This window comes from Ectopseudomonas oleovorans (assembly GCF_029845265.1).
In the GTDB taxonomy this organism is placed as follows: domain Bacteria; phylum Pseudomonadota; class Gammaproteobacteria; order Pseudomonadales; family Pseudomonadaceae; genus Aquipseudomonas; species Aquipseudomonas oleovorans.
The window spans coordinates 185,647-211,813 of sequence record NZ_JAOCLK010000001.1 but is presented as its reverse complement, the minus strand read 5'-3'; the positions used below and the strand labels follow the sequence as shown (position 1 = coordinate 211,813).

The 26,167-nt window shown below is 61.8% G+C and carries 27 protein-coding genes; 10 read left to right on the top strand and 17 right to left on the bottom strand.

The window, feature by feature from the left end; genetic code table 11:
- Window positions 1-37: 37 nt before the first annotated feature.
- Both N5J71_RS01140 and N5J71_RS01135 read left to right on the top strand, forming a co-directional pair.
- Window positions 38-907, top strand: a complete 870-nt coding sequence (locus N5J71_RS01140) for a DUF72 domain-containing protein (protein WP_003462631.1) — start codon at window positions 38-40, stop codon at window positions 905-907.
- Between the two features lie 12 nt (window positions 908-919).
- On the top strand, window positions 920-1,621 hold the full coding sequence (locus N5J71_RS01135; RefSeq protein ID WP_003462630.1) for an extensin-like domain-containing protein: 702 nt from the start codon (window positions 920-922) through the stop codon (window positions 1,619-1,621).
- 235 nt (window positions 1,622-1,856) lie between these two features.
- Here N5J71_RS01135 and N5J71_RS01130 read toward each other — a convergent pair whose 3' ends face one another.
- The gene (locus N5J71_RS01130; RefSeq protein WP_242408909.1) at window positions 1,857-2,624 is read right to left on the bottom strand and encodes an SPM autocatalytic domain-containing protein; all 768 of its coding nucleotides are present in this window, start codon (window positions 2,622-2,624) and stop codon (window positions 1,857-1,859) included.
- A gap of 106 nt (window positions 2,625-2,730) precedes the next feature.
- Between N5J71_RS01130 and N5J71_RS01125 the strand changes: the two genes are divergently transcribed.
- Window positions 2,731-3,522, top strand: a complete 792-nt coding sequence (locus N5J71_RS01125; RefSeq protein ID WP_003462628.1) for a class I SAM-dependent methyltransferase — start codon at window positions 2,731-2,733, stop codon at window positions 3,520-3,522.
- A gap of 4 nt (window positions 3,523-3,526) precedes the next feature.
- Here N5J71_RS01125 and N5J71_RS01120 read toward each other — a convergent pair whose 3' ends face one another.
- Window positions 3,527-4,162 carry a TetR/AcrR family transcriptional regulator gene (locus N5J71_RS01120; protein WP_003462619.1) on the bottom strand — a complete coding sequence of 212 codons (636 nt, stop codon included), beginning with the start codon at window positions 4,160-4,162 and terminating at the stop codon, window positions 3,527-3,529.
- A gap of 91 nt (window positions 4,163-4,253) precedes the next feature.
- Between N5J71_RS01120 and N5J71_RS01115 the strand changes: the two genes are divergently transcribed.
- Both N5J71_RS01115 and N5J71_RS01110 read left to right on the top strand, forming a co-directional pair.
- Window positions 4,254-5,357, top strand: coding sequence for an efflux RND transporter periplasmic adaptor subunit (locus N5J71_RS01115; RefSeq protein ID WP_003462616.1), 1,104 nt, complete (start codon window positions 4,254-4,256; stop codon window positions 5,355-5,357).
- Window positions 5,358-5,363: 6 nt separating this feature from the next.
- Window positions 5,364-8,438 carry an efflux RND transporter permease subunit gene (locus N5J71_RS01110; protein ID WP_003462614.1) on the top strand — a complete coding sequence of 1,025 codons (3,075 nt, stop codon included), beginning with the start codon at window positions 5,364-5,366 and terminating at the stop codon, window positions 8,436-8,438.
- A 287-nt stretch (window positions 8,439-8,725) separates the two neighbouring features.
- Here N5J71_RS01110 and bfr read toward each other — a convergent pair whose 3' ends face one another.
- The 3 genes from bfr to N5J71_RS01095 form a co-directional block, all read right to left on the bottom strand.
- A complete protein-coding gene (bfr, locus tag N5J71_RS01105) occupies window positions 8,726-9,196 on the bottom strand; it encodes a bacterioferritin (RefSeq protein WP_003462607.1) in 471 nt (156 codons plus the stop codon).
- Between the two features lie 269 nt (window positions 9,197-9,465).
- Window positions 9,466-10,995: a glycerol-3-phosphate dehydrogenase gene (gene glpD / locus N5J71_RS01100; RefSeq protein ID WP_279916148.1), complete on the bottom strand. Its 1,530-nt coding sequence runs from the start codon at window positions 10,993-10,995 to the stop codon at window positions 9,466-9,468.
- Between the two features lie 205 nt (window positions 10,996-11,200).
- Window positions 11,201-11,959, bottom strand: a complete 759-nt coding sequence (locus N5J71_RS01095) for a DeoR/GlpR family DNA-binding transcription regulator (RefSeq protein WP_003462605.1) — start codon at window positions 11,957-11,959, stop codon at window positions 11,201-11,203.
- 98 nt (window positions 11,960-12,057) lie between these two features.
- Between N5J71_RS01095 and ybaK the strand changes: the two genes are divergently transcribed.
- Both ybaK and glpK read left to right on the top strand, forming a co-directional pair.
- Window positions 12,058-12,528 (top strand): Cys-tRNA(Pro) deacylase, encoded by a 471-nt coding sequence (ybaK, locus tag N5J71_RS01090; protein WP_003462604.1) that lies wholly within the window; start codon window positions 12,058-12,060, stop codon window positions 12,526-12,528.
- A 73-nt stretch (window positions 12,529-12,601) separates the two neighbouring features.
- Complete coding sequence (gene glpK / locus N5J71_RS01085; RefSeq protein WP_279916146.1) at window positions 12,602-14,089, top strand: glycerol kinase GlpK; 1,488 nt, start codon at window positions 12,602-12,604, stop codon at window positions 14,087-14,089.
- A gap of 214 nt (window positions 14,090-14,303) precedes the next feature.
- Here glpK and N5J71_RS01080 read toward each other — a convergent pair whose 3' ends face one another.
- The 4 genes from N5J71_RS01080 to N5J71_RS01065 all read right to left on the bottom strand — a co-directional run bounded on the left by N5J71_RS01080 (window position 14,304) and on the right by N5J71_RS01065 (window position 17,735).
- Window positions 14,304-15,530, bottom strand: a complete 1,227-nt coding sequence (locus N5J71_RS01080; RefSeq protein WP_279916145.1) for an MFS transporter — start codon at window positions 15,528-15,530, stop codon at window positions 14,304-14,306.
- A gap of 150 nt (window positions 15,531-15,680) precedes the next feature.
- On the bottom strand, window positions 15,681-16,244 hold the full coding sequence (locus tag N5J71_RS01075) for a disulfide bond formation protein B (protein WP_279916143.1): 564 nt from the start codon (window positions 16,242-16,244) through the stop codon (window positions 15,681-15,683).
- A 322-nt stretch (window positions 16,245-16,566) separates the two neighbouring features.
- The gene (locus N5J71_RS01070; RefSeq protein WP_279916142.1) at window positions 16,567-17,463 is read right to left on the bottom strand and encodes an EamA family transporter; all 897 of its coding nucleotides are present in this window, start codon (window positions 17,461-17,463) and stop codon (window positions 16,567-16,569) included.
- A 20-nt stretch (window positions 17,464-17,483) separates the two neighbouring features.
- Entirely contained in the window at window positions 17,484-17,735 is a 252-nt protein-coding gene (locus N5J71_RS01065) for a 2Fe-2S iron-sulfur cluster-binding protein (RefSeq protein ID WP_279916141.1), read from the bottom strand.
- Between the two features lie 502 nt (window positions 17,736-18,237).
- On the opposite strand from N5J71_RS01065, the gene N5J71_RS01060 reads away from it, so the two are divergent.
- The gene (locus N5J71_RS01060) at window positions 18,238-18,705 is read left to right on the top strand and encodes a winged helix-turn-helix transcriptional regulator (RefSeq protein ID WP_279916161.1); all 468 of its coding nucleotides are present in this window, start codon (window positions 18,238-18,240) and stop codon (window positions 18,703-18,705) included.
- Between the two features lie 57 nt (window positions 18,706-18,762).
- Here N5J71_RS01060 and N5J71_RS01055 read toward each other — a convergent pair whose 3' ends face one another.
- From N5J71_RS01055 to N5J71_RS01045, 3 genes are all read right to left on the bottom strand, one after another.
- Window positions 18,763-19,869, bottom strand: coding sequence for an ABC transporter ATP-binding protein (locus N5J71_RS01055; RefSeq protein ID WP_279916140.1), 1,107 nt, complete (start codon window positions 19,867-19,869; stop codon window positions 18,763-18,765).
- Complete coding sequence (argF, locus tag N5J71_RS01050; protein WP_279916139.1) at window positions 19,866-20,786, bottom strand: ornithine carbamoyltransferase; 921 nt, start codon at window positions 20,784-20,786, stop codon at window positions 19,866-19,868. Before argF ends, N5J71_RS01055 begins: the two co-directional genes overlap by 4 nt.
- 170 nt (window positions 20,787-20,956) lie before the next feature.
- Window positions 20,957-21,121: a hypothetical protein gene (locus tag N5J71_RS01045; protein ID WP_279533711.1), complete on the bottom strand. Its 165-nt coding sequence runs from the start codon at window positions 21,119-21,121 to the stop codon at window positions 20,957-20,959.
- Between the two features lie 23 nt (window positions 21,122-21,144).
- On the opposite strand from N5J71_RS01045, the gene N5J71_RS01040 reads away from it, so the two are divergent.
- Both N5J71_RS01040 and grxD read left to right on the top strand, forming a co-directional pair.
- Window positions 21,145-23,253, top strand: a complete 2,109-nt coding sequence (locus tag N5J71_RS01040) for a molybdopterin oxidoreductase family protein (RefSeq protein ID WP_279916138.1) — start codon at window positions 21,145-21,147, stop codon at window positions 23,251-23,253.
- 221 nt (window positions 23,254-23,474) lie between these two features.
- Window positions 23,475-23,801 carry a Grx4 family monothiol glutaredoxin gene (grxD, locus tag N5J71_RS01035; RefSeq protein WP_003246056.1) on the top strand — a complete coding sequence of 109 codons (327 nt, stop codon included), beginning with the start codon at window positions 23,475-23,477 and terminating at the stop codon, window positions 23,799-23,801.
- Between the two features lie 423 nt (window positions 23,802-24,224).
- Here grxD and N5J71_RS01030 read toward each other — a convergent pair whose 3' ends face one another.
- The 5 genes from N5J71_RS01030 to N5J71_RS01010 are packed head-to-tail and all read right to left on the bottom strand — an operon-like array spanning window position 24,225 to window position 26,167.
- The gene (locus N5J71_RS01030; protein WP_237856894.1) at window positions 24,225-24,593 is read right to left on the bottom strand and encodes a Mor transcription activator family protein; all 369 of its coding nucleotides are present in this window, start codon (window positions 24,591-24,593) and stop codon (window positions 24,225-24,227) included.
- Window positions 24,590-25,138, bottom strand: a complete 549-nt coding sequence (locus tag N5J71_RS01025; protein WP_279916137.1) for an HI_1489 N-terminal domain-containing protein — start codon at window positions 25,136-25,138, stop codon at window positions 24,590-24,592. Before N5J71_RS01025 ends, N5J71_RS01030 begins: the two co-directional genes overlap by 4 nt.
- Window positions 25,138-25,704 (bottom strand): gp16 family protein, encoded by a 567-nt coding sequence (locus tag N5J71_RS01020; RefSeq protein WP_078458500.1) that lies wholly within the window; start codon window positions 25,702-25,704, stop codon window positions 25,138-25,140. Before N5J71_RS01020 ends, N5J71_RS01025 begins: the two co-directional genes overlap by 1 nt.
- A complete protein-coding gene (locus N5J71_RS01015; RefSeq protein WP_279916136.1) occupies window positions 25,704-25,925 on the bottom strand; it encodes a hypothetical protein in 222 nt (73 codons plus the stop codon). The genes N5J71_RS01020 and N5J71_RS01015 overlap by 1 nt, the downstream gene beginning before the upstream one ends.
- On the bottom strand, window positions 25,922-26,167 hold the full coding sequence (locus N5J71_RS01010) for a hypothetical protein (RefSeq protein ID WP_279916135.1): 246 nt from the start codon (window positions 26,165-26,167) through the stop codon (window positions 25,922-25,924). The genes N5J71_RS01015 and N5J71_RS01010 overlap by 4 nt, the downstream gene beginning before the upstream one ends.

The following is a 26,167-nucleotide window of genomic DNA, read 5'->3' as shown; positions in this document are numbered from 1 at the left end:
GGGTCACGCCCCTCAGCTTGGACCGTCGCATAGATCGATGAGCGCTGCGCTTCCCTATTACCTTGGTTGTCCATCCTGGAGCGAAGCTGCCTGGCGCGCCACGCTGTATCCGCAGGATACCCGGCCAACCGAGTTTCTCAGCCGCTACACTGAGGTGTTCAACGCGGTGGAAGGCAACACCACATTCTATGCCAGGCCCAGCGAGCAAACGGTGGCGCGCTGGGCGCAGGTCATGTCGGCGCATTTTCGTTTCTGCGCCAAGTTGCCGCGAGACATCAGTCATAGCGAGGATCTTTGCCAGCAACTGGATGAGGTCACGCAGTTTCGCCAGTTGCTGGCGCCGCTCGGTGAACGGGTAGCGCCTTACTGGCTGCAGCTGCCGGCCAGCTTCGCACCATCACGGTTGGCGGAACTGGCGGCGTTCATCGAACAGTGGGGAGACTGGCCACTGGCGATAGAGGTGCGCCACCCGGAGTTCTTCGCCAAGGGCGATGCCGAGCGTATGCTCAATCGCCAGCTGCACGAGCGTGGTATCGAGCGCATCTGCCTGGATTCGCGCGCGCTGTTCAGCTGCGACTCGCAGGAGCCCGCCGTGCTGCATGCGCAAGCCAAGAAGCCGCGCCTGCCGACTCGGCCTACCGCGTTCAGTCAGGGCCCGCAGTTGCGCTTCATCGGTCATCCCGAGTTGCTGGCCAACGACCCCTTCATGCTGCCCTGGCTGGACAAGGTCGCCGGCTGGATCGAGCAGGGGCTGCGTCCTTACGTTTTTGCCCATACCTCGGACAACCGCCTGGCACCGGAGCTGGCACGTCGTTTTCATGAGCAACTGATGCAGCGCCTGCCTGGTTTGCCCGAACTGCCAGTGTTGCAGATCGAACCGGAACTGGAGCAGCTTGGCTTACTCTGATGGAGCATGGATATGCTGATACGGATAATCGGCCGTTTGCTGTTTCTCTTCCTGCTGCTGGGCGCAGCGCTACTGGTGGCGCTGTGGCGTGGCTGGCTGGAGGTGGCGCCGCGTTACAACCCCTGGGCGCCGCTGGATGTGCGAGAGACGCCGAACCTGCTGACCCCCTTCAAGCTCTGGCGTCTGGGTGACGATCGCGAGTTGTGCGACTTGGCCCTGGCGACGTCCGGGCTGCGTTTTACCCGTCTGGCCGACAGCGCGCCGCACCCGGGTTGCCCGGTGGAAAACGCCGTGCGCATCCAGGGCGCCAACGTTGGCCTGAGCAGCAGCTTCATGGCCACCTGCCCGCTGGCGGTGAGTTTCGCCCTGTTCGAGCGACATGGCTTGCAGCCGGCTGCGCAAGCGGTGTTCGGCCAGCCGGTGAGCCGCGTCGAGCATGTCGGCAGCTTCACCTGTCGCAGCATTGCCGGTAGCCAGCGGCCCAGCCAGCATTCCTATGCCAACGCGCTGGATATGGTCGGCTTCCGTCTGCGCGACGGCCAGCACATAAGCGTGCTGCGCGACTGGCCGGGGCAGGGCGACAAGGCGCGCTTTCTGCGTCTGGTGCAGGAAGCGGCCTGTGACAGCTTCAACGTCACCCTGGGCCCGGAATACAACGCCGCCCACCGCGATCACTTTCACGTGGACATGGGCATGTGGCGGATGTGTCGCTGAGGCGCTTGCGATCCGTAGGGCGGGTGCAACCCGCCATAGCGCCAATGACGGGTTGCACCCGCCTTACGGCAACGAAAACGCTTCGCCATCCCTAGCAGGCTGTTGAAAAACTACCTGCGTTGCCATTGCTGCGTTAAAAACAGGCTCAAAATGCTCATTTACAACTCGTAAACTCCGCTTTTTCGCCTGTATTTGCCTTGCACTGGCTGCCTCGGCTACGTTTTTCAACGGCCTGCTAGCGCTTGGCCAACAGCAGATCGGCCGCCTGTCCGCTGCGTCCATCGGTGAACTCGAATCGGCCCAACTGGGCGATCCGGTCGTAAGCGCCCAGGGCGATGCTCACGTCGCGGGCGCGCAGGTCGATGGCGCTGACGCCGGCTTCGCCGAGCTTCTGCAACTGCTGGCGGCCCTGGGCATCGAAACGCAACAGGCGCAGTTGGTCGAATACCGCATCGGCCGCATCAATACGGCCGTCGCCGTTGTCGTCGAAGCGGGCCAGTTCGGCGAAGCCATTGGCAGCGCCATGCTGATCGCCGAACAGCTCGCGGCCATCGTCGATATGCCCGTTGCCGTTACGATCCAGCGCCAGTAGCGCGTCGTCACCGGTGGGTACGCTGATCGAGTCCATGCGTCCGTCGGCATCCAGATCGAAGCGCACGGGGCGGCTCAGGCCGCTGGTGGAAAAGCCATTGCCGGCCATATCCAGTACCAGCGGATCGACCTGCTGGGGCGCCTGGCCCAGGCTGACATTCAGCTCCAGGCCGCGTTGATCGATTACCGCCTGGCTGACCACAGCGGCGCTGCTGGACACGGCAGGTGGCTCGGCGGTTTCCCGCAGTTCACGAGCGATCTCACCTGGTTTCTGCTCTTCGTCTATCCCAAGGGTGCGGCGCAGAATCTGATAGTTGATGGATTCGTGCGTCGCGCGGTCGAGTTCGTCATCGAGAGGACGAGCGCTGACGGGGCTGTTGTTTGGGCGTGGGGCGGAGAGGGCGTCGAACATGTTCACTCTCGATGCGGCTGTCGGCGGCCGGGTCTGGCAGAATGCCGCTTCTTCGATATCGGCCGTGTGGCCGGTGCTTTGAGTGATTTTTGAGCAGAACGAGCCAATGACCGACGAGCGGCACAACGCCAGCATCCGTATCCAAGCCCTTCACCCCCAGTACGCCGCAGCGGCCGCTCAATGGGCATCGCGCCTGGGCTTGAGGCAGGACGGCGAGACCGAGTTCGCCCTGCAACTGGGTGATGACGGGCTGCAACTGGTCGAGCTGGGCGACAAGGCCCCTGGCCCGGTACGGGTGGATTTCGTCGAGGGGGCGGCGGCGCATCGGCGCCAGTTCGGCGGCGGCAGTGGGCAGATGATCGCCAAGGCGGTGGGCGTGCAGTCGGGCATTCGGCCACGGATTCTCGACGCGACTGCGGGGCTGGGGCGTGACTCGTTCGTGCTGGCCAGCCTGGGCTGCGAGATGACCCTGATCGAGCGCCAGCCGCTGGTGGCGGCGTTGCTGGAGGACGGCCTGCAGCGTGCGGCACTGAACCTCGATGTGGCGCCCATCGTGGCGCGCATGCGCCTGCTTACCGGTAACGCCATCGAGCTGATGCGCAGTTGGCAAGGGGAGGCGCCACAGGTGATCTACCTCGATCCGATGTTCCCGCATCGCGACAAGAGTGCGCTGGTGAAGAAGGAAATGCGCCTGTTCCGCCCGTTTGTCGGTGATGATCTGGATGCGCCGGCGTTGCTCGAAGCGGCGCTGGCGCTGGCCACTCACCGCGTGGTGGTCAAGCGCCCGCGCAAGGCCCCGGCCATCGAAGGTGGCAAGCCGGGCTATGTGCTCGAGGGCAAATCCAGCCGTTACGACATCTACCCGAAGAAGAAGCTGGAGCCCGGCGCTCAGGTGTAAGCAGTCAGGGTCTGTAGGCGCGCAGGAACAGTTGCACGGCGTCCTGCACGTGATGCTCGGCGGCTTCACCTTCCAGCGGCTCGCCACAACCGATCAGCAGGCGAAAGTGCGCGCCGCCCTTGAGCAGGCTGAAGAAGTGATCGGCGGCCAGATGCGGATTATCCAGGCTCAGCAGACCGCGCTTGGCGGCCTTGCGCAGTAGCACTTCCATCTCATCCTGCACCCGTTTCGGGCCGGCTTCGTAGAACATCTGCGACAGCTTCGAGCCCTGGCTGGCCAGGTTCACCATCATCCGGTGCATTTCTACCGATTCGCGACTGTTGACCAGCGCCAGGAAGCCACGCGCGATTTCCAGGAGCTGGCTTTCCAGCGGCACGTTATCCGGCAGTTCGAACAGCAGTTCGGGAAGCTGCTCCTCGCACTTGGCCTTGATCGCCGCAGAAAACAGGGTCTCCTTGTCGGTGAAATGGCTGTACACCGTGAGCTTGGAAACCCCAGCCTCGGCGGCGATGGCGTCCATGCTGCTGCCGTCGTAACCATTACGCAGGAACAGGCTCTTGGCCGCCTCGAGGATGGCACGACGTTTGGCGGGATCCTTTGGTCGGCCGGGGCCGGAAGGTTGTAACAACTTGTCAGTCATTGGCGGATTTTAATACTGGACTGGTGAGTTTGCTATTTTTACTATACCCGCCAGTACAAATATTCCAAACCTTCTCTGAAAGGTCTTACACATGTCTGGCCATGTTCTCCCGCTTGTTGCTTCTCTGGGTCTCGTCTTCCTGCTGTCTGCCTGCGGTAACGGTGAACAGGCGGAACAACCGATCCGTCCTGCCATGGTGGTGCAGCCGCAGCCGGCTACTGCGCTGGTCGACAGCTATCCGGGCGAGGTGCGTGCACGTTACGAGCCGGAGCTGGCCTTCCGTATCGCCGGCAAGGTGAGCAAGCGCATGGTGGATGTCGGCGACCGGGTGAAGAAGGATCAGCCACTGGCCGAGCTGGACCCGCAGGACGTGCGCCTGCAGCTGGAAGCCATCCGCGCGCAAATGGCGGCCGCTGAGGCCAACCTGCAGACCGTGCGCGCCGAGCGTGAGCGCTACAAGGCGCTGCTTGGGCGCAATCTGGTCAGCCGCTCGCAGTTCGACAACGTCGAGAACCAGTACCGTGCTGGCGAAGCGCGTCTGAAACATGTCAAGGCCGAGTACGACGTGGCCCGCAATCAGACCGACTATGCCGTGCTGCGGGCCTCGCAGGACGGCGTGATCGCCCGTCGTGCGGTCGAGGTGGGGCAGGTGGTGGCGGCTGGTCAGACGGTGTTCACTCTGGCTGCCGACGGTGAGCGTGAGGTGTCGATCAGCCTGCCGGAGCAGAGCTTTGGTCGTTTCGAGATTGGTCAGGTGGTCGAGGTGGAACTCTGGTCGCAGCCCGATCAGCGTTTCCCCGGACGCATCCGCGAGATGGCACCGGCGGCCGATTCACAGTCGCGCACTTTCGCCGCCCGTGTCGCGTTCACCGAAGGCAAGGTGCCGGCTGAGTTGGGGCAGAGCGCGCGGGTATTCATCGCCAGCAATGGCGAGGTACCGCTGGCGGTGCCGCTGTCGGCACTCAGCGCCGAGCAGGACCAGGCGTTCGTCTGGGTCGTGGACCCCAAGGAGCACATCGTGCAACGCCGCCCGGTGCGCGTCGGCGCTTATGGTGATGACCGGGTGCCGGTGCTGGAGGGGCTGGCCGCTTCCGATTGGGTAGTCGCCGCCGGGGTGCAGATTCTTCGCGAAGGCCAGCAGGTACGCCCGGTCGATCGGGACAATCGCAACGTCGAACTGGCCGCCAAGGAGTAAGCCCGCATGAGCTTCAACCTGTCTGCCTGGGCGCTACGTAACCGCCAGATCGTTCTCTACATCATGCTGCTGTTCGCCGTGGTGGGGGCGCTGTCCTACACCAAGCTGGGGCAGAGCGAAGACCCGCCGTTCACCTTCAAGGCTATGGTGATCCGCACCAACTGGCCGGGCGCCAGCGCCGAAGAGGTATCGCGCCAGGTCACCGAGCGCATCGAGAAGAAGCTGATGGAGACCGGTGAGTACGAGCGCATCACCAGTTTCTCCCGTCCGGGCGAGTCGCAAGTGACCTTCATGGCACGCGACTCCATGCGCAGCTCGGAGATTCCCGAGCTGTGGTATCAGGTGCGCAAGAAGATCAGCGACATTCGCCACACGCTGCCGCCCGGCATCCAGGGGCCGTTCTTCAACGACGAGTTCGGCACCACCTTCGGCAATATTTATGCGCTGACTGGCAACGGTTTCGACTATGCCGTGCTCAAGGACTACGCCGACCGCCTGCAGTTGCAGCTGCAGCGGGTCAAGGATGTGGGCAAGGTCGAGCTGGTGGGGCTGCAGGACGAGAAGATCTGGATCGAACTGTCCAATACCAAGCTGGCGACCCTCGGTCTGCCATTGTCCGCCGTGCAGCAGGCGCTGGAGGCGCAGAATGCGGTGGCGGCTGCCGGTTTCTTCGAAACCGCCAGCGAGCGTATTCAACTACGCGTGACCGGGCGCTTCGAATCGGTGGAGGAAATTCGCGATTTTCCCATTCGCGTCGCCGATCGTACCTTCCGCATCGCCGACGTGGCCGAGGTCAAGCGCGGTTTCAACGACCCACCCGCGCCGCGCATGCGCTTCATGGGCGAGGACGCCCTGGGCATTGCCGTATCGATGAAGGACGGCGGCGATATCCTGGTGCTGGGCAAGGCATTGGAAGACGAGTTCGCCCGTCTGCAACAGACGCTGCCGCTGGGCATGGAGCTGCGCAAGGTGTCGGATCAGCCGGCAGCGGTGAAGACCGGCGTGGGCGAGTTCGTCAAGGTGCTGGTGGAGGCGTTGGTGATCGTGCTCGCGGTCAGCTTTTTCTCCCTCGGTCTGCGCACCGGCCTGGTGGTGGCGCTGGTGATCCCGCTGGTGTTGGCGATGACCTTCGCCGCCATGTATTACTTGGGGATAGGCCTGCACAAGATTTCTCTCGGTGCGCTGGTGCTCGGCCTCGGCCTGCTGGTGGACGACGCGATCATTGCGGTGGAGATGATGGCGATCAAGATGGAGCAGGGCTACGACCGCTTCAAGGCGGCCAGCTTCGCCTGGACCAGCACCGCCTTTCCGATGCTCACCGGCACGCTGATTACCGCGGCCGGGTTCCTGCCCATCGCCACCGCGCAGTCCGGTACGGGTGAGTACACCCGGTCGATCTTCCAGGTGGTGGCCATTTCGCTGATCGCCTCATGGATCGCGGCGGTGATGTTCGTGCCCTATCTGGGCGACAAGCTGCTGCCCGATCTGGCCAAACTGCATGCGGCGAAACACGGTGGCAGCGCAGGCGGTCATGACCCTTATTCGACGCCGTTCTACCGCCGTGTTCGCGCCACGGTGCAATGGTGCGTGCGTCGTCGCGGCATCGTGATCCTGCTGACCATTGCGTTGTTCGTCGCCTCTGTGCTGCTGTTTCGCTTCGTGCCGCAACAGTTCTTCCCGGCCTCCGGGCGCCTGGAGCTGATGGTCGACATCAAGCTGGAGGAGGGCGCCTCGCTGAGCGCCACCGAGGCCGAAGTGCATCGTCTGGAGAAGCTGCTCAAGGAGCAGCCCGGCATCGACAACTACGTGGCCTATGTTGGCACCGGCTCACCGCGTTTCTATCTGCCGCTGGATCAACAATTGCCGGCGGCAAGCTTTGCCCAGTTCGTGGTACTGGCCAACAGCATCGAAGAGCGCGAGCGCCTGCGTGGTTGGCTGATCAAGGTGATGAACGACGAGTTCCCGACCCTGCGTAGCCGCGTCAGCCGCCTGGAGAACGGGCCGCCCGTGGGCTACCCGATCCAGTTCCGCGTCAGCGGCGAGCATATCGACGAGGTGCGTGCCCTGGCCCGTCAGGTGGCGGACAAGGTGCGCGAGAACCCGCATGTGGTGAACGTGCACCTGGACTGGGAGGAGCCGAGCAAGGTGGTGATCCTCAATATCGATCAGGATCGTGCCCGTGCCCTGGGGGTCAACACCGCCGAGCTGTCGCGCTTCCTGCAAGGCTCGCTGTCCGGCACCAGCGTCAGCCAGTACCGCGAAGGCAACGAGCTGATCGAGATTCTCCAGCGTGGTACACCGCAGGAGCGCAAGGCGCTGAGTCTGTTGCCGAGTCTGGCGGTGCCGACCGATAGCGGTCGCAGTGTGGCGCTGTCGCAGGTGGCGACCCTGGAGTACGGCTTCGAGGAAGGCATCATCTGGCACCGCAACCGTCTGCCCAACGTCACCGTGCGTGCCGACGTCTATGGCAAGCAGCAGCCGGCCAGTCTGACCCAGCAGATCCTGCCGACGCTGGACCCGATCCGCGCGGAACTGCCAGCGGGTTATCTGCTGGAGGTCGGCGGCACGGTGGAGGACTCGCAACGCGGACAGAAATCGGTGAACGCCGGTATCCCGCTGTTCATCGTGGTGGTGCTGACGCTGCTGATGCTGCAGCTGAAAAGCTTCTCGCGCTCGGCGATGGTGTTTCTCACCGCGCCACTTGGCCTGATCGGCGTCACCCTGTTCCTGCTGATCTTCCGCCAGCCGTTCGGCTTCGTTGCCATGCTCGGCACCATCGCCCTGGCCGGGATGATCATGCGTAACTCGGTGATCCTGGTCGATCAGATCGAGCAGGACATCAGCCACGGCCTGGACCGCTGGCACGCCATCATCGAGGCGACGGTGCGCCGCTTCCGGCCGATCGTTCTGACAGCCCTGGCGGCGGTGCTGGCGATGATCCCGCTATCGCGCAGCGTGTTCTTCGGGCCGATGGCGGTGGCCATCATGGGCGGGCTGGTGGTGGCCACGGCATTGACCCTATTGTTCCTGCCGGCGCTGTATGCGGCGTGGTTCCGGGTCAAGGAAAACGAGGCGCAGTAAGTTGTCGGAGGCGCTTCAGCGGCGACTTGCTATCGCGGCTTGAGTCCCTTCCACGAGATTCTTCATAGCAATAAAAAACGGGAGCCAGTGGCTAATGTCAGTCAGTTAAGCCGTTGCACTCGATCTTTGTAGGAGCCGGCTTGCCGGCGATCCGCCATAAAAAGCATCGCCAGCAAGCTGGCTCCTACGAAAAGCGCCCCCTCTACTGCAAGTAGGAGGGGGTGGTGACGAACTTATCTGATCAGCATTAAGCCAGTGGCTCCCGTTTTTCGTCGAGCGGATCGGACTTATTCGTCCATCTGCGATTGCAGGTAGTTCTGCAGGCCAACGGCTTCGATCAGGCTGAGCTGGGTTTCCAGCCAGTCGATATGATCCTCTTCGGAGCAGAGGATTTCTTCGAGCAGTTCGCGGCTGGCGTAGTCACCGATGCTCTCGCAATAGGCGATGGCGGCCTTCAGGTCACCGTGGGCCTTGTGTTCGATCTTCAGGTCGCACTCGAGCATTTCCTTGGTGTTTTCACCGATCAGGATCTTGCCCAGGTCCTGCAGGTTGGGAATACCTTCGAGGAAGAGAATGCGCTTGATCAGCTTGTCGGCATGCTTCATCTCGTCGATGGACTCGTGGTACTCGTGCTCGCCGAGTTTCTTCAGGCCCCAATCTTCGTACATGCGCGCATGCAGGAAGTACTGGTTGATGGCGACCAGTTCGTTACCAAGAATCTTGTTCAGGTGTTGAATGACCTTCTTGTCGCCTTTCATGACCGCTCCTGCTGCTTCAATGACCGTGATGACCTCGGATTTTCGGCCTGGTTCTCCCTTATGTCAAACTTAAGTGGTTGAAACATAAGTAAAAATAAAACTGAATAAGAATGTTTTTATTCCGCATCATGACGCCAAGTTATTGAATCAATGCAATAAAAAAGTTGCTGAAAGTTCTACGCTGACTGAAACGGGGAAGTAACCCCGATATTTTATTTTTCCGTGCCCATAAAAAAGCCCCGCAGAGCGGGGCATGGGGCACGCAGAATTCAGGCAGCGTAAGCCGAATGCGGGTCGCGGCTGTTCAGGTAGTCCTGGAGGCGGGCCTGCTGCGCCGGGGTCATGAACAGGCCCAGTTTGCTGCGCCGCCAGAGAATGTCGGCACTGCTGCGCGCCCATTCTTCACGGCGCAGGTATTCCACTTCGCGGGTGTAAAGCCCGGCACCGAGATGTTCGCCGAGGTCGGTAAGGTTGTGTACGCCGTCGAGCAGGCGCCAGGTACGGCTGCCATAGCTGGTAGCCCAGCGTCTGGCCAGGCTGGTGGGTAGCCAGCCATAGCGTTCGCAGAGCGCTTCGACCAGGGCGCTCTGGCCTTGCAGATCCTCGCCACCGGGGAGCGGGGCGGTGGCTGTCCAGCTCGGCCCCAGGTTGGTGAAATGCGCGGCCAGTTCCTGCATGGCGGATTCGGCCAGCTTGCGATAGGTGGTCAGCTTACCGCCGAAGACTGAAAGTAGCGGCGCCTCGCCCGGCGCGCCGGAGAGCGAAAGGGTGTAGTCGCGGGTAATGGCCGACGGCTCATCGGATTCGTCATCGCACAGTGGGCGCACGCCCGCGAAGCTGTGCAGGACATCGTCGCGACTGAGCTGTTGCTTGAAGTGATCATTGACCACCTTGAGCAGATAGTCGGTTTCCTCGGCGGTGATCGTCACCTGGGCGGGGTCGCCCTGATATTCGCGATCAGTAGTGCCGATCAGGGTGAAGCGCTCCAGATAAGGAATGGCGAAGACAATGCGACGGTCTTCGTTCTGCAGGATGTAGGCCTGCTCACCGTCATACAGGCGCGGCACGACGATATGGCTGCCCTGGATCAGGCGAATGCCGTACGGCGATTGCTGCTTGAGGTCTTCACGGATGAAGCGCGCGACCCAGGGGCCGGCAGCGTTGACCAGAGCGCGGGCGCGAATGGACAGCAGGCTGCCGTCGCTGCGCTCCAGGTGGATATGCCACAGGCCCTTGCTGCGCCGCGCACTGACGCAGCGAGTGCGCGTGTGGATGTGCGCGCCTTTTTCCCGCGCGGCCATGGCGTTGAGCACCACCAGGCGAGCATCGTCCACCCAGCAGTCGGAATATTCGAAACCGCGGCTGATCTCCGCTTTCAACGGGCTACCGGCGCCGAAGCGCACGCCGCGCGAAGCCGGCAGGCGCTTGCGCTTGCCCAGGTGGTCGTAGAGGAACAGGCCGGCGCGGATCATCCAGGCCGGACGCAGGTGTGGGCGGTGCGGCAGAACGAAGCGCATCGGTTTGACGATATGCGGCGCCTTGGCTAGCAACACTTCGCGCTCGGCCAGGGCCTCACGTACCAGGCGGAACTCGTGGAGCTCCAGGTAGCGCAGGCCGCCATGGATCAGTTTGCTGCTGGCAGATGAAGTATGGCTGGCCAGGTCGTCCTTTTCACAAAGGAACACGGACAGGCCGCGGCCGGCTGCATCGGCGGCGATGCCCACACCATTGATACCGCCGCCAACGACGGCGAGGTCATAGACTTCCGCAACGGGGCTGGCGAACTGGTCGTGGGGCATGTAGTACGCTCGGCTGTTGGATTCGAATGTGGTTATGTTCACTTTCGAAAATATGCTAGACGAAGATGCGCAGCTTCGCTACCCCGGCACGCGATTGCGCGCCGAGCGGTAGTTAAGAGGTGGGTTTGCAGTAGGGCGGGTGCAACCCGCCAGCAACGTATCGGCGGGTTGCACCCGCCCTACGCGATAGCCGTCGAGAGACCAATCAGACCAGATCGAGCTGGACCTTGTGGCTGTGCAGCAGGCGGGTGATGGCGGCTGAAGGTGCGCTATCGGTAAAGACGCGGTCGACCAGGGCGATGGAGCCCAGGCGTACCACGGCGTTGCGGCCGAACTTGCTGGAGTCGGCGGCGAGGAAAACCTGCCGCGCGTTGTCGATGATCGCCTGGGAAACGCGTACTTCCTGATAGTCGAAGTCGAGCAGGCTGCCGTCGTCGTCGATGCCGCTGATGCCGACGATGGCGTAGTCGACCTTGAACTGCTGGATGAAATCCACCGCCGCCTGGCCGACGATACCGCCGTCGCTGCGCACCGTACCGCCGGCCACCAGAACCTCGAAGTCGGCCTTGGCGCTGAGTTGCGCGGCGACGTGCAGGTTGTTGGTGATGATCTTCAGGCCCTTGTGGTTCTGTAGCTCGCGGGCGATGGCCTCGGTGGTGGTGCCGATATTGATGAACAGTGAGGCGTGATCGGGAATCTGCGCCGCCACGGCTTCGGCGATACGCTGTTTTTCTTCGCGCATCTGCCCGGCGCGCATGCCATAGGCGGTGTTCTGAATGCTCGACGATTCGCACGCCGCGCCACCATGGGTGCGGCGCAACAGACCGTGCTCGGCCAACTGGTTGATATCGCGGCGAATGGTCTGTGGGGTAACGGCGAAGGCTTGAGCCAGCTCGTCGATGCTGACGTAGCCGCGCTCGCGGGCGAGGTTGAGGATGTCGTGCTGGCGGGGAGCGAGATTCATGAGCGCTTCCTGTGAGGGTCACCCATTATAGGCTGTAGATACGGAGGATTTCGGCCTGTTAATGTAGGGTATCTTTCACAGCGTTTTCACATTCGAACATGACTCCAGCAATCGATCTGTTGAAGAAGGCCAAGGCCGAACACCGTGTGCATAGCTATCAGCATGACCCCAAGGCGCCGTCTTATGGGCTGGAAGCGGCGGAAAAGCTCGGTCTGGCGCCCGAATGCGTGTTCAAGACCCTGCTCGCGGCGACCGAGAAAGGCGAACTCCTGGTGGCGGTGGTGCCGGTGGTCGGCAGTCTCGATCTCAAGGCGCTGGCCGCAGCGGCTGGCGTGAAGAAGGCCGATATGGCCGACCCGAATGCCGCGCAGCGCGCCACGGGTTATCTGGTCGGCGGCATAAGCCCGCTGGGGCAGAAGAAACGCTTGCGCACCTTTATTGACGAATCGGCACGTCGGCATCCAACCATTCACGTCAGCGGCGGCCGGCGCGGGCTGGAGCTGGAACTCTCGGCCGAGACCCTGGCGCAGCATACCCAGGGGCGGTTCGCCGCTATCGGCAAAGCCTGAAGCGAGCAGTATGCTCGCCAGCAAAATAAGCCAGTCTGCCGTCAACTGCAGTGATAACAACAAGGAACCTTGCATGACCCAATACCTGCTAGCCATCGACCAGGGCACCACCAGCTCCCGCGCCATCATCTTCAGTGCCCAGGGCTTGCCGGTTGCACGTGCCCAGCAGGAGTTCAAGCAGTACTTCCCGCAGGATGGCTGGGTCGAGCACGACGGTGAGGAGATATGGTCCTCCACGCTCCAGGTTTGCCGCGATGCCATCGCCAGCAGCAGCTTGCAGCCGCAAGCGATTGCCGCCATCGGCATCACCAACCAGCGCGAAACCACCTTGGTGTGGGATGCCGTCAGTGGTACGCCTATCCATCCGGCTATCGTCTGGCAGGATCGGCGTACCGCCGACTATTGCGCCGGACTCAAGGAGCAAGGCCACGAGGCGGAGGTCTCGGCCAAGACCGGCCTGCTGATCGATCCGTATTTCTCCGCCACCAAGCTGCGCTGGATTCTGCATAACGTGCCGGGCGCTCGTGAGCGGGCCGAGCGCGGTGAGCTGCGCTTCGGTACCGTCGACAGCTTCCTGTTGTGGCGTCTGACCGATGGCAAGGTGCACCGCACCGACGCCAGCAACGCCTCGCGCACGCTGATGTTCAACATCCATACCCAACAGTGGGACGAAGAGCTGCTCAAGCTGTTCGAGATCCCGGCCAGCCTGCTGCCCGAGGTGCTCGATTGTGCCGCCGAGTTCGGTCACACCGACAGCGTGCTGCTCGGCGCCAGCATTCCGGTGCTGGGCATGGCCGGTGACCAGCAGGCGGCCCTGATCGGCCAGGCCTGCTTCGAGCCGGGCATGGTCAAGAGCACCTACGGTACTGGCTGTTTCATGATCCAGAACACTGGCGATCAGCCGGTGAGTTCGAAGAACCGTCTGCTGACCACGGTCGGCTATCGCCTCGATGGCAAGGTGACCTATGCGGTCGAGGGCAGCATCTTCGTGGCCGGTGCGGCGGTGCAGTGGCTGCGCGACGGCATCAAGCTGATCAGCCATGCGCGCGACAGCGAGGCGCTGGCCGAGGCTACCGGTGAGGCCTGCGGCGTCTATCTGGTGCCGGCATTCACCGGCCTGGGCGCGCCGTATTGGGACCCCAAGGCGCGTGGCGCCATCTTCGGCCTTACCCGTGACACCGGGATCAAGGAGATCGTCACCGCCGGCCTGCAGTCGGTGTGCTACCAGACTCGCGACTTGCTCGAGGCCATGCGCCAGGACGGTGCCGCGGCGCCTAGTGCGCTGCGTGTCGACGGTGGCATGGTGGAGAACAACTGGGTCATGCAGTTTCTCGCCGACATTCTTGGGGTCAGCGTCGAGCGCCCGGAGGTCACCGAAACCACCGCGCTCGGCGTCGCCTACCTGGCGGGTCTGAAGCTAGGTCTTTACCAGGACCTCAATGCCATCGCCAGCCACTGGCATCGTCAGCAGCGCTTCGAGCCGCGGATGAACGAGGCGCACCGTGAACGCCTCTATGCTGGCTGGCTGGATGCCGTGAAGCGTGTGCGCAGCGAGCCCTGAAGCACCCCAGGATCGTAGGAGCGGCTTTAGCCGCGATGCTCTCAGAGCATCTGGAAAACAGGAACTGTATCTGTTGCGGCTTACCCTGCGCAGGCATGCTGGCGGCTCTCATCTGGCCAGGAATGCAGCATGCCTCTCGAATTCCATCAAGTTGACGCCTTTACCGACCAGCCGTTCGCGGGCAATCCCGCCATGGGGCTGTCGTATGGTTCTCCTAGCGAGCTGGAGGCGGTTTTGGCATAAAGCGCATTGTCACCAGCCAGAAGATCAGCGCCAGCAGGCTGATGAATGAACCGAGAACGCAGACTCCAGCCCAGCCCGCCGCTGCATAGATCGCTGTCGTGGCGATAGCGCCCAATCCACTGCCTACCGCATAGAACAGCATGTAGCAGCCTACCAACCGGCTGTGCGCTTCCGGGCGGGTACTGAAAATCATGCTTTGGTTGGTCACATGGATAGCCTGGCCGGCCAGATCGATGATGATAATCCCGAGTACCAGCGCCCACAGCGATACCATGGTGAACCATAGAGGTAGCCATGATGCCAGCAGCAACAACAGGGCCAGTCCCGTTGTCCACTGGCCGAGACCACGGTCAGCCCAGTAGCCCGCGCGTGTTGCAGCCAGCGCACCTACCACACCGACCAGGCCGAAAGCGCCGATGATAGTATGCGAGAAGCTGTATGGCGGCTCGCTCAGTGGCAGCACCAAGGCACTCCAGAATATGTTGAACACGGCGAACATCAGCAGGGCAAGCATCCCGCGAATCTGCAACACCCGCTCTGTGGACAGCAGCGAGACCATTGACAGCAGCAGTTGTGGATAGCTTAGCAGCCTGCCTGTCGGGCGCTGTTCGGGCAAGGTACGCCAGAGCATATAAGCCAGCGCGGCCATTACGGTTGCCGAGGTGAAATACACCATCCTCCATCCGCCCAGGTCGGCTATAAACCCTGCCAGCACGCGGGCCAGCAGCAATCCGATGACCACCCCGCCTTGCGTTGTGCCGACTATGCGCCCGCGCTCTTCCGGTGCAGCTGCGGTGGCGGCATAGGCTATCAGTCCCTGTGTCATGGCCGTGCCAAGCAACCCGACTGCCAGCATACCGGCCAGCAGGGTTACTGGGGTGGCTGCTATTGCCACACCTATCAGGGCCAGTACCAGGGCGCCCAGTTGCAGCAACATCAGGCGCCGCCTGTCCATCCTGTCTCCCAGCGGTACAAGCAGCAGTAAGGCAAGGCCGCAGCCAACCTGGGTTGCGGTGATAACGCCGCCGACGGCTGCCTGGCTGATGGAGAATTCCGCCGCCAGAGCATCGAGCAAGGGTTGGGCATAGTAGACATTGGCTACGCTGAGCCCGCTCGCACAGGCAAAAAGCATCACCATGGCGCGCGGCATTGTTGTTGGAGCCCTGCTAGTCGTGAGGGTATCTGTAACTGTTGACATCTCGGCTCTCCTAGTTTGGTTGCAAAATGCAACTACATGGAAGCGTTCAAAGTGGTTGAAAATTGCAGCTACTATGGATGGGTAGTGACTGTGGGACTCAGCCGTAAACGCAGGGCTGTAGCGCGCTGCAGTGGGGTTATTGGGTGGGTGTCAGTGCAGTGGACGGTGTCGGTGCCTGTGTTTAGAGATGCCCAAGCCGGCACTGAACAGCAGTGCTCCCGTCACCAGGACAAACAGCATCAGGCTCCAGAATTCGTAAGGTATACCCAGCAAGTTGACGGCCGAGTCTGCACAGCTTGCCCGTGGGGCGAAGAGGCCCGGAACCCAGACGTCGAAGCCCAGCGTGGCTAGGGTTCTGTCAGCAAGGGAAAGCGTACAGGATGTGGATGATGCGGAATTGAAGTGCTGCCAGAGAGCGGCGGCAATGCCTGATACTGAGTAGCCGATGGCAACCGCATGAATGAAAAATTGGGCGGCCAGATTGCGTATCAGCAATGCCAGGCCACAGGACAGAGCGACAGCAAGAAACGCCATACGTTGCAGCACGCACCAGGCACAGGGCTGCATACCGTAGACATGCTGGGAGATTAGGGCGATGACAACAGCCGCTGTGCAGGCAGCGGCAATACCGCATAGAAGCAGGTTGCTGTTGATGCGGGAAAGTGCGGTAAGGCTTCTGGCCTGAGGTATAACGGGACAGGTGCTGGGGAGCATAGTGATCTCCTGTATGGTTGCAAAATAAAACCGCGCTAAAGTATTTAAAGTGGTTTCGAATTGCAACTACATGGATTTGGTTGCACCGTGAGCACGGTGCAACAACGAGCCTCGACCGCTACCCCATGGCCTTGATTGCAGCAAGGGCGCGCTCGATATCCGCCTCGCTGTTGACGATGCCGGCCGAGAAGCGCATGCAGGGGTTGCCGTAGGGCGATGGGCTGGCGATGATGCCCTGGCTTCTCAGGCGTTCGGCAACTTCGGTAGGTTTGAGCTGGTCGACTTCTTATATGCTGGAAATAAAGAGCGGCTTCAGGTCAGGTCAGGCCTGGCTGCGCTGGGCACCACCCTGAACAACTGCAACGAGTTGCTTTCCGTAAAGCCCTACCACCAGACCCAGGATGATCAGGCCTGCGGCCACGCCTTTGGAAAGCCCGATCTGCTCACTAAAAATGAGCGCTGAACCCAGCAGACCGAAAACGGGCACTAGCAGCGACAGCGGTGCCACCGTCGATACCGGGTAGGTTTTCAGCAGTGAATTCCAGATCCAGTAGCCAATGAGGGTGGTGGGGTAAGCCTGGAACAGAATCGAGAAGATGGCGGCGTTGTCGATCTGTGCCAATGTCCGCACATAAATCTCCGGGCCATGTTGCAGGTAGGCAATGAGGAACAGCGGGATCGGGGAAAACAGGCTGGACCATACCAGGAAGGCGAATACCTCCTTGGTGCCCGCTTTCTTGATCACGATATTGGCGAGGCTCCAGCAAAGCGCGCCGAAGATGACCAGGGCTACGCCGACGAGTGTCACGGTGCCGTCGGTGATGTTGATGATGAGCCCGAGCCCAAGCAGCGCAATGGCGACCCCAGCGTACTGGTATTTGGATATCGATTCGTGGAACACCAGGGCGCCGAGCAGTATGGTAAAGAAAGCACTGAACTGTAGTACCAGCGAGGCGATCCCAGCCGATAACCCAGCCTGGATACCTAGGTTGACGATACCCCACAAGCCAATGCCAAACAGCAGGCCGTAGGTGATCACGTAGCCGATCGCAACTTGTGGAAAACGTATGAAGAACACCATGGGGAGGGCGCATAACGTGAAGCGTATTCCCGCCAGGATAAAGGGATCTACTGATTGCAGCCCTAGTTTGATGACGGAAAAGTTGAAGCCCCAGATGGCCGTGATCAGCACGGCAAGAAGGAGATGGCTGGCTTTCATATTGGTTCCTTCCGAATCAGTTAAATAGGTTGTTGCAGTTTTGCTGCGATCCCGAGCAATGCTGCCTCGTCTGCCTCGTCTGCCTCGTCTGCCTCTCTGGCGCTGAGGTTCGCCAGGCCATCCAACACCTCGATGATGCAGGAACCACAGGCGCCGGCCTTGCAGCCGAAAGGGATGCAGTCGCTGTTCATCTCGTACTCAAGTTCAGTCAACGGGGTTCCGGCAGGAAGCACGCCTTCTGCTCCCTTCGGCATGGCAGTGACCTTGCACATGACTTTCCTCCTGAAATGTCGATTCCTTGGTGCGATGTTGGCCGGTGGCCTTGATCAGCCGTTGCTGGAAAATAATGTATAGTAGTTTTAAAAAGCTACTGCCTTTGCGTGTGATTTATAGTTCTTTTGTAAATAAAAACTAATTTTTTAATATAAATATTGAATATTTTTTACGTGTCATGTGGGGTGGGGTATGGCTGTAGGCCGGTATGGATAAGGGGTTGACGGTGCTATGGGGCGTTTTCCAGCGCTGACGGCATGGCGTTGGAAAGCAGGGGGGAGGCGGTGCAAGACCGGTTTTCCCCTTTCGGCTTGCTGGGGGGAAATATCTACCTAATACAGAAAAATGATCGTGAAACTGCGGGTTATTGCGGGATTTCCCTTCGGCGTATTGCCTGGAGATGTTCTATTTTGTGTTTTAAAATGAAACCACATGGGGCGAGGCTGCGTTCCGGCCAGGTTTTGAGCTGAGCCCGCTCAGATGAAGGGCGCGGAGGTGGTGATGGTGAGGCGCAAAGGTGTGAGTGATTCGCCATGTCCTGTGGCAAGGGCACTCGATGTCATCGGTGATCGTTGGACGCTGCTGATCATTCGTGACGCATTCGACGATGTTCGTCGGTTTGGCGCGTTCCAAAGCAACCTGGGTATCGCTCGGAATATCCTTGCCGACCGGCTGCGCTCGCTCGAAGAGGGCGGGATCATGCAGGCGGTGCCGGCGTCCGATGGTTCGGTCTACCAGGATTACGTCCTGACTCCCAGGGGAGAATCGCTTTTTCCGGTTATTGTGGCGCTGCGCCAGTGGGGAGAGGGGCATCTATTTGCGCGGGGCGAGGCGCACTCGACGTTAGTTGAGCGTGCGACCGGGAAGCCTGTGCCGCGGCTGGTGCTGGAAGGGCGGGATGGTAAGCCGTTGACTCCGGGGCATACCTACGTCAAGAAACTGCTGCCCCGCAATGCTTCTGCACAATAGAACGGGCTGACGTTTCAAACCTTCGTCCATATCGCCAGTGGCCAGCTGATGCTCTGATCAGTTGCTGCTGACCCGGCGCACGCCACCGGAGTCGCTGAGTTGCAATTGCGCGGCGACGCTGCCGAGAGCCGGGAAGGCCACCAGGTGATCGGCGGCGACGCGGATGCCCACCTCGTCACCTGGCTGGTGATCGGCATGGCTGGGGAAGATCGATTCCAACTGGCTACCGGTCGGCAGTTGCAGGCGGTAGAGCGTCGCAGCGCCGAGGAAAGTCTTGCCGACGATGCGCGCCTTCAGTTCGCTGCTTTCATCCGGGACGATGTCGTCCGGGCGCAGCAAGACGTCCACCGCGCTGCCCTGAGCCCAGGTGTAGGCACGGTTGCCGCGGATCATTCCGAGCTCGGTCTGCACCGTTTCCGGGCCGAGCAACTGGCCGCGAATGAAGTAACCCTGACCGATGAAGCTGGCGACGAAAGGCGTCAGCGGCTCGTGATAGAGATTGAACGGCGTATCCCACTGCTCCAGGCGACCATCCTTGAACACGCCGACGTGATCACTGACGGCGAAGGCCTCTTCCTGATCGTGAGTGACCAGAATGGCGCTGGTGCCGCGTGACTTGAGAATGTCGCGCACCTCATGGCTCAGGCGCCTGCGCAGTTCGCCATCGAGGTTGGAGAAGGGTTCGTCGAGTAGCAGCAATTTCGGTTCCGGCGCCAGCGCGCGCGCCAGGGCGACCCGTTGCTGCTGACCACCGGACAGCTCGTGCGGGTAACGTTTGGCCAGGTTGCCGAGCTTGACCAACTCCAGCAGCTCTTGAGTGGCGCGCTCGGCGTTGGGCTGCTTGCGGATACCGAAGGCAACGTTCTCGGCCACGCTCAGGTGGGGGAACAGGGCGTAGTCCTGGAACACCATGCCGATATGGCGTTTCTCCGGCGCCAGGGTAAAACCGGCGCGGGAAATCACTTCACCTGCCAGTTCGATCTCGCCTTCCAGGACCGGCTCGAAACCGGCGATGGCGCGCAATGTGGTGGTCTTGCCGCAGCCCGATGGACCGAGCAGGCAGCCGATGTCGCCAGGGTTGAGGTGCAGGTCGAGATCCTGCACCACCTTGTGGGCGTGGTAGCCGCAGTTCAGCCCGCGTAGCTGCAGCAGAGGCTGGCTCATGCGTGGTGGTACGCCGGTTCGACCAGCATTTCCAGCAGCGCCTTCTGTGCGTGCAGGCGGTTCTCGGCTTGATCCCAGGCAACCGAGCGCGGGTCGTCGAGCAGGTCGACGCTGATTTCTTCGCCACGGTGCGCCGGCAGACAGTGCATGAAGAGCACGTCTTCGGTGGCGGCGTCGAGCAGCTCGCGGGTGACCTGGTAGGGGCGGAACAACGCCATGCGCTGCTCGGCTTCGTCTTCCTGGCCCATGGAGGCCCACACGTCGGTGCTGACCAGATGGGCGCCGGCCACTGCCTCGCGCGGGTCACGCACGACCTGCACGCGCTCGCCGGCCTGGGCCAGGAAGCGCGCGTCCGGCTCGTAGCCAGCAGGGCAGGCGACCTTCAGCTGGAAGTCGAACTGCATCGCCGCTTCGATATAGGAGTTGCACATGTTGTTGCCGTCGCCGATCCAGGCCACCGTCTTGCCGGTGATGCTGCCGCGGTGTTCGAGGAAGGTCTGCATGTCGGCCAGCAACTGGCAGGGGTGCAGGTCATCGGACAGGCCGTTGATCACCGGTACCTTGGACTTGGCGGCGAACTCGGTGAGGTTGCCGTGGGCGAAGGTGCGGATCATCACCGCGTCGAGCATGCTCGACATGACGATGGCGGCATCGCCGATCGGCTCGCCACGGCCCAGTTGGGTGTCGCGCGGCGAGAGGAAGATGGCCTGGCCACCGAGCTGGATCATGCCGGCTTCGAAGGACAGGCGGGTGCGAGTCGAGGCTTTCTCGAAGATCATGCCCAGCACGCGATTCTTCAGCGGCTCGAAAAGTACGCCACGGTTGCGCAGATTCTTCAGCTCGATGCCTCGGCGGATCAGTCCCACCAGTTCGTCCGGTGTGTAATCCATCATCGAGAGAAAGTGTCTGTCGCTCATCGTTAACTACCTTTATCACTACAGTTCGCAAGCTTGTGTTCGGGGATAAAACCGACAAAAACAGCAGAGCTTGCGGCAGGAGGCCGCAGGGTGCGACGAAACAGGGGAAGGCGCGATCTTATAAGGAAATGACGAAAGGGCGCAAACGGCCACTTTCGGCCATCGGCACATCAATTGTGGCGAGCAAAAGGATGCCACCAGACGAGGCGCTTGAATTGCTCGGTAATCGCCTGAATCGGCAGGCCTGATGCCTGCCGATTCATGAGACGAACGCTGCTGGCGTCGTTGTTTCCCTCGGCCCATAGTTCCTGACCTGCGACCACGATGGTCGACATGGATCAGAACAAGAGGCCAGGCCATGACCAAGTCCCTCCATTACCGTGCATGCCATCTGTGCGAAGCCATCTGTGGGCTCGCCATCGAAACTGAAGTGCAGCCTGATGGCAGCATGCAGATTCGCTCGATCAAGGGCGATGCTCGGGATAGCTTCAGCCGTGGCCATATCTGCCCCAAGGCCGTGGCGCTGCAGGACATCCAGAACGACCCCGACCGTATCCGTCAGCCCATGCGCCGCATTGGCGAGCAGTGGCAGGCCATCGGCTGGGAGGAGGCGTTCGAGCTGGTGGCTGAGCGCCTGAGCACGATTCAGACCGCCCATGGGCAAAATGCCGTGGCCGTGTATCAGGGCAACCCCAGCGTGCATAACTATGGGCTGATGACCCACAGCAACTATTTCCTCGGTCAGCTGAAAACCCGCAATCGCTTTTCCGCCACCTCGGTCGATCAACTGCCGCACCACCTGACCAGCCATCTGATGTATGGCCACGGTCTGCTGATTCCGATTCCCGATATCGATCACACCGACTTCATGCTGATTCTGGGCGGCAACCCCTTGGCCTCCAACGGCAGCATCATGACTGTGCCGGATGTGGAGAAGCGCCTGAAGGCCATCCAGGCCCGCGGTGGCAAGCTGGTGGTGATCGACCCGCGTCGCAGCGAAACCGCGGCCATCGCCGACCAGCACCTGTTCGTACGCCCCGGTAGCGATGCCGCGCTGCTGCTGGCGCTGCTCAACACCCTGTTCGAGGAAGGCCTGACGCGCGACAGCCATCTGCCGGTGGAAGGATTGCAGCAGGTACGTGAAGCGATTGGCGGGTTCCATGCCGAGGCCATGAGCGCACGCTGCGGTGTGCCGGCCGAAACCATCCGCCAACTAGCGCGGGATTTCGCCGCAGCTGACAAGGCGGTCTGTTACGGCCGTATGGGCGTCTCTACCCAGGCTTTCGGCACCCTCTGCCAGTGGTTGGTGCAGGTGATCAACCTGGTCACCGGCAATCTGGATCGCAGCGGCGGCGTGCTCTGCACCACGCCAGCGGTGGATCTGGTGGCGAGTACTTCCGGTGGGCATTTCAACCGCTGGCAGAGCCGGGTTTCCGGCCTGCCGGAATACGGCGGCGAGCTGCCGGTCTCGGCGCTGGCCGAAGAGATGCTGACGCCCGGCGAAGGGCAGATCCGCGCGCTGGTCACGGTGGCCGGCAATCCGGTACTGTCCACGCCTAATGGGCGGCAGCTGGAGCAGGCGCTGGACGGCCTGGAGTTCATGCTCTCGGTGGATTTCTACATCAACGAGACCACCCGTTACGCCGACCTGATCCTGCCGCCAACCGCACCGCTGGAGCACGATCACTACGACACCACCTTCAATGTCTTCGCGGTGCGCAATGTCACCCGTTTCAACGAGGCGATCCTGGCCAAGCCGGACGGCGCCTTGCACGACTGGGAAATCTTCGTCGGTCTGGCCAAGGCCTTCGCGGCGCGCAATGGCCTCGAGCTGAAACCGACCCTGGCGCCTGAGCAGATGATCGACATGGGCCTGCGTTTCGGCCCCCATGGTGATAGTAGCGAGCGCAAACTCAGCCTGGCGGCTTTGCGCGAGCATCCGCATGGGCTCGACCTGGGACCACTGCAACCGAATCTTGCTGCGCGCCTGAAAACGCCGAGCAAGGCGGTGCAGGCCGCGCCTGAGCTGCTGCTGGCCGATCTGGCACGTTTCGCCAAGCAGCAACAACCGGCTGCCCATGAACTGCTGCTGATCGGCCGTCGCCATGTGCGCAGCAACAACTCCTGGATGCACAACTATCACCGTCTGGTGAAGGGCAAGCCGCGTCATCAGTTGTTGATGAACCCGGCGGACCTGGCCAGGCGTGGTCTGAGCGATGGTCAGCGTGTGCAGGTGCGTTCGCGTGTGGGCAGCATCGAAGTGGAGGTCGCCGCCAGCGATGAGGTGATGGCCGGTGTGGTCAGCCTTCCCCATGGCTGGGGCCATGCCCGCCCTGGCGTGCAGATGGACATTGCCCGTGCGCAACCGGGGGCCAGCGCCAATGACCTGACCGACGAGCGCCAGCTCGATGCGCTGTCCGGCAATGCGGTGCTTAATGGTGTGCCAGTCGAAGTGGTGGCCGCGTAGACGGGCGTCTCTCCAGGCCGGGTTGTAGGAGCCGCGCCTCGCGGCGAAGGGTGGCCGTCACGCCATGTTGGGGAAATACCCAAGAGCTTCGCCCCGAGGCGGGGCTCCCACAGGGCATCGCATGACCGCGTCGGCAAGGCCGAGCATTATGCTCGGCTTTTCGCTACAATCGCGCCACCGTGGCGACCGTCGGGTCGCGAAGTCTATGCTGAGGTGCCCCCATGGATATCATCGAAACCATCAAAGAGCAGATCGCCAACAACACCGTTCTGCTGTACATGAAAGGCTCGCCCAACGCCCCGCAGTGTGGCTTCTCTGCCCGCGCTGCGCAGGTTGTGATGGGCTGCGGCGAGAAGTTCGCCTACGTCGACATCCTGCAGAACCCGGAAATCCGCGCCAACCTGCCGAAGTACGCCAACTGGCCGACTTTCCCGCAGCTGTGGGTGGCTGGTGAGCTGGTCGGCGGTAGCGACATCCTCACCGAGATGTACGAGAAGGGTGAACTGCAGACCCTGATCAAGGATGCCGTGAGCAAAGCCGGCGCCTGATCGCTGCTTCTCGCAACAAAGAACCCGCCTAGGCGGGTTCTTTCGTTGTGCGCCAGGCATGGCGCGTAGCGCCGTGACTGGCGCTGTTCGGTTCACTGTGGTGGTGGACTGGACGACTTGGAGGTGAAAGTCCTCTACACACCCGGCAAGGGGAAGTGTTAGCCAGAGGCAAGGGTGTCGCGGGCGACTGCGAATCTGAAGGAAGCCCGAGGCAAAATGCTGGCCTGACGAACAGGAAGCGGATAGAGGCGGCGTAGCGGGGTGAGGTAGCAACGATTGCCAAAGCCCGATACTTGCTGTGCAGGCTTGAGAAAAATAACACAGGGAAAGCGCGATAAAGGCGGGATATAAAGGAACGAAGGGGAAAATAGCGGGATGGGTTTTGTAACGGTGTTGCCGTAGGTGAAACGGCGGCGACCTGGGTTACAGGCCGTCGCCGAAGTCGATTTTGTGCTGGTCGCGGTCGAACTTCCTGTCCTGCGTCCGCTTGAGCAGCTTGTAGATCGCATTCTCTGTCATGTCGTACTCAACGGCCAGCGCGTGGTGGTTGCGGCCGTTGAACTTGCCCAGGATCTCCAGATCCCGCTGGGTGATCCGCCAGCGGAAATCCTTCGGAAATGTCACGCACGAACCGGCCCAGGTGTTCGAAAGATGCTCAACCACCGCCGCGCCGGCCTGCTCGGCGATCTTCGCGTCGACACCGTGCTCAGAAACCACAGCTGCAACGTGGTCGGCGATATCGCTGAGTAGTTCGTGGCGCTTCTCCGCCATCGCTGTGGGCTTGTTGCTCATGCGCTCCCCCTTGCCGCTGCTATGCGGCGATCGGCTTCCTCTTCATCTATTAGGCCCAGGCGGCGATCGGCTTCGATGCGGCCGAGGGCGTCCTGCAGGATCTGTTGGCTGGTGGCGGCCGCGCGGGCCGGCTTGGCCGGCGCGGCGGCTTGGGCCTGGGCTGGGTCGCTGGCGATGCCATAGACCACGGTGCGTAGATAGTTGTGGTTCTCCAGCGGCAACGTCAGGCGATCACGGGCGATCAGCATCTGCTCGATGCCGGCCGTCCAGATCCTGGGCGGCGCCGGCTTGGTGTCGTTGGTGCGGGCGTCCTTTTGCACCGTGCCGGCGTTGACCAGGTCGAGCAGCTCCTCCAGCAGCTTGATGGCGCGGGTCATGCGCAGGCCGCGTTTCGCCGGGCTGAACAGGCGCAGGTAGTTGAGCACTGCCCGGCCCAGCTTCGGATCGAGGCCGGCGAGCATGGCCGCCAGCTTCTTGCCGTCCGCGTCTGCGAAGCCGGCCTCGATCGGAAACTGCTCGCCGCAGCATGGGCATTGCAGCTGCATCAGTCGCCCTCCTGCGCGTTGACCGCCGCATTCAGGGCATCCACCAGGGCCTTGAGGATTGGACGCTGCCTGCGCCACCCCTCGGGCAGTTCTTCCAAACCCTCCAGGCGTTCTGGAGTGTCCACCCCGAGGCGCTTGCAGAGGGCTTCCACCTGATTGAGCAGCTGGCGCTTCTCCTGCTCGACGTGCAGTGCAGCGATCAGGGCGTCGAGCTGCTCGGCCTTTTTCAGCCAGGCCACCCGCTGAACCTTGAACATCTGCAACGCCATGGCGTCGGCATAGGCCCACGGCAGCCCCATGTCAGCGAGCTGGGCCTCGATCTTGTCGATGCGCGGCCCGAGCTGCTGGGCGTTGTGCGGCTTGCCCTTGGCCTTGCTGCTGGGCTTCGGTTTAAAGCCCAGGCGCTCCAGCTCGACCATCAACCGCCCGGCCTGGCGCGAGTTGAGGTCTTTCGAGGACTCGACGCCAGCAACGCGGCGCAGAAGCGCGCGATAGCTGTCGTCATCCATGCCCAGTTGGCCCTTGGCGATGTGGATCTTGCTGAGTACGCCTTTCGAGATAGACATCACGCCTCCCGACCAACGATCAGCCAGCGGCTCATGCCCGGCTGATCGCTGGGTTTGAGATCGATGCGCTCGACGTGGTCGAGCTGCTCGCCGAACAGCTTCACGCCCAGGTGGCGCACGGCCTCGTCCTCGGAGTGGCTGCAGCTGGCGCGCTGGCTGCGCACGGTGTTGGTCTGGTAGGCGCCCATGTAGTACTTCACGGTGCATTCGAGGGTCTTCATTGCAGAACCTCCGGTACCAGATCGTCGTTGTCCTCGAAGTCCTCCTTGAGGATCAGCAGTGTCTCGTCGGCTGCAGCCTCGATGACCTCGCGGAAGCTCTCGAACTGCTTGCCGGTTTCGGGATGGTGTGAGGGAGCCCCCATCGCATGCTTGGTCGCGGTTCTTGCCCAGCGGGGCATGGCCTGGAAGCTGCGATCCAGTCGATCAATCAGGCGCGTGCGTTCTTCGATAGAAAGTGCCAT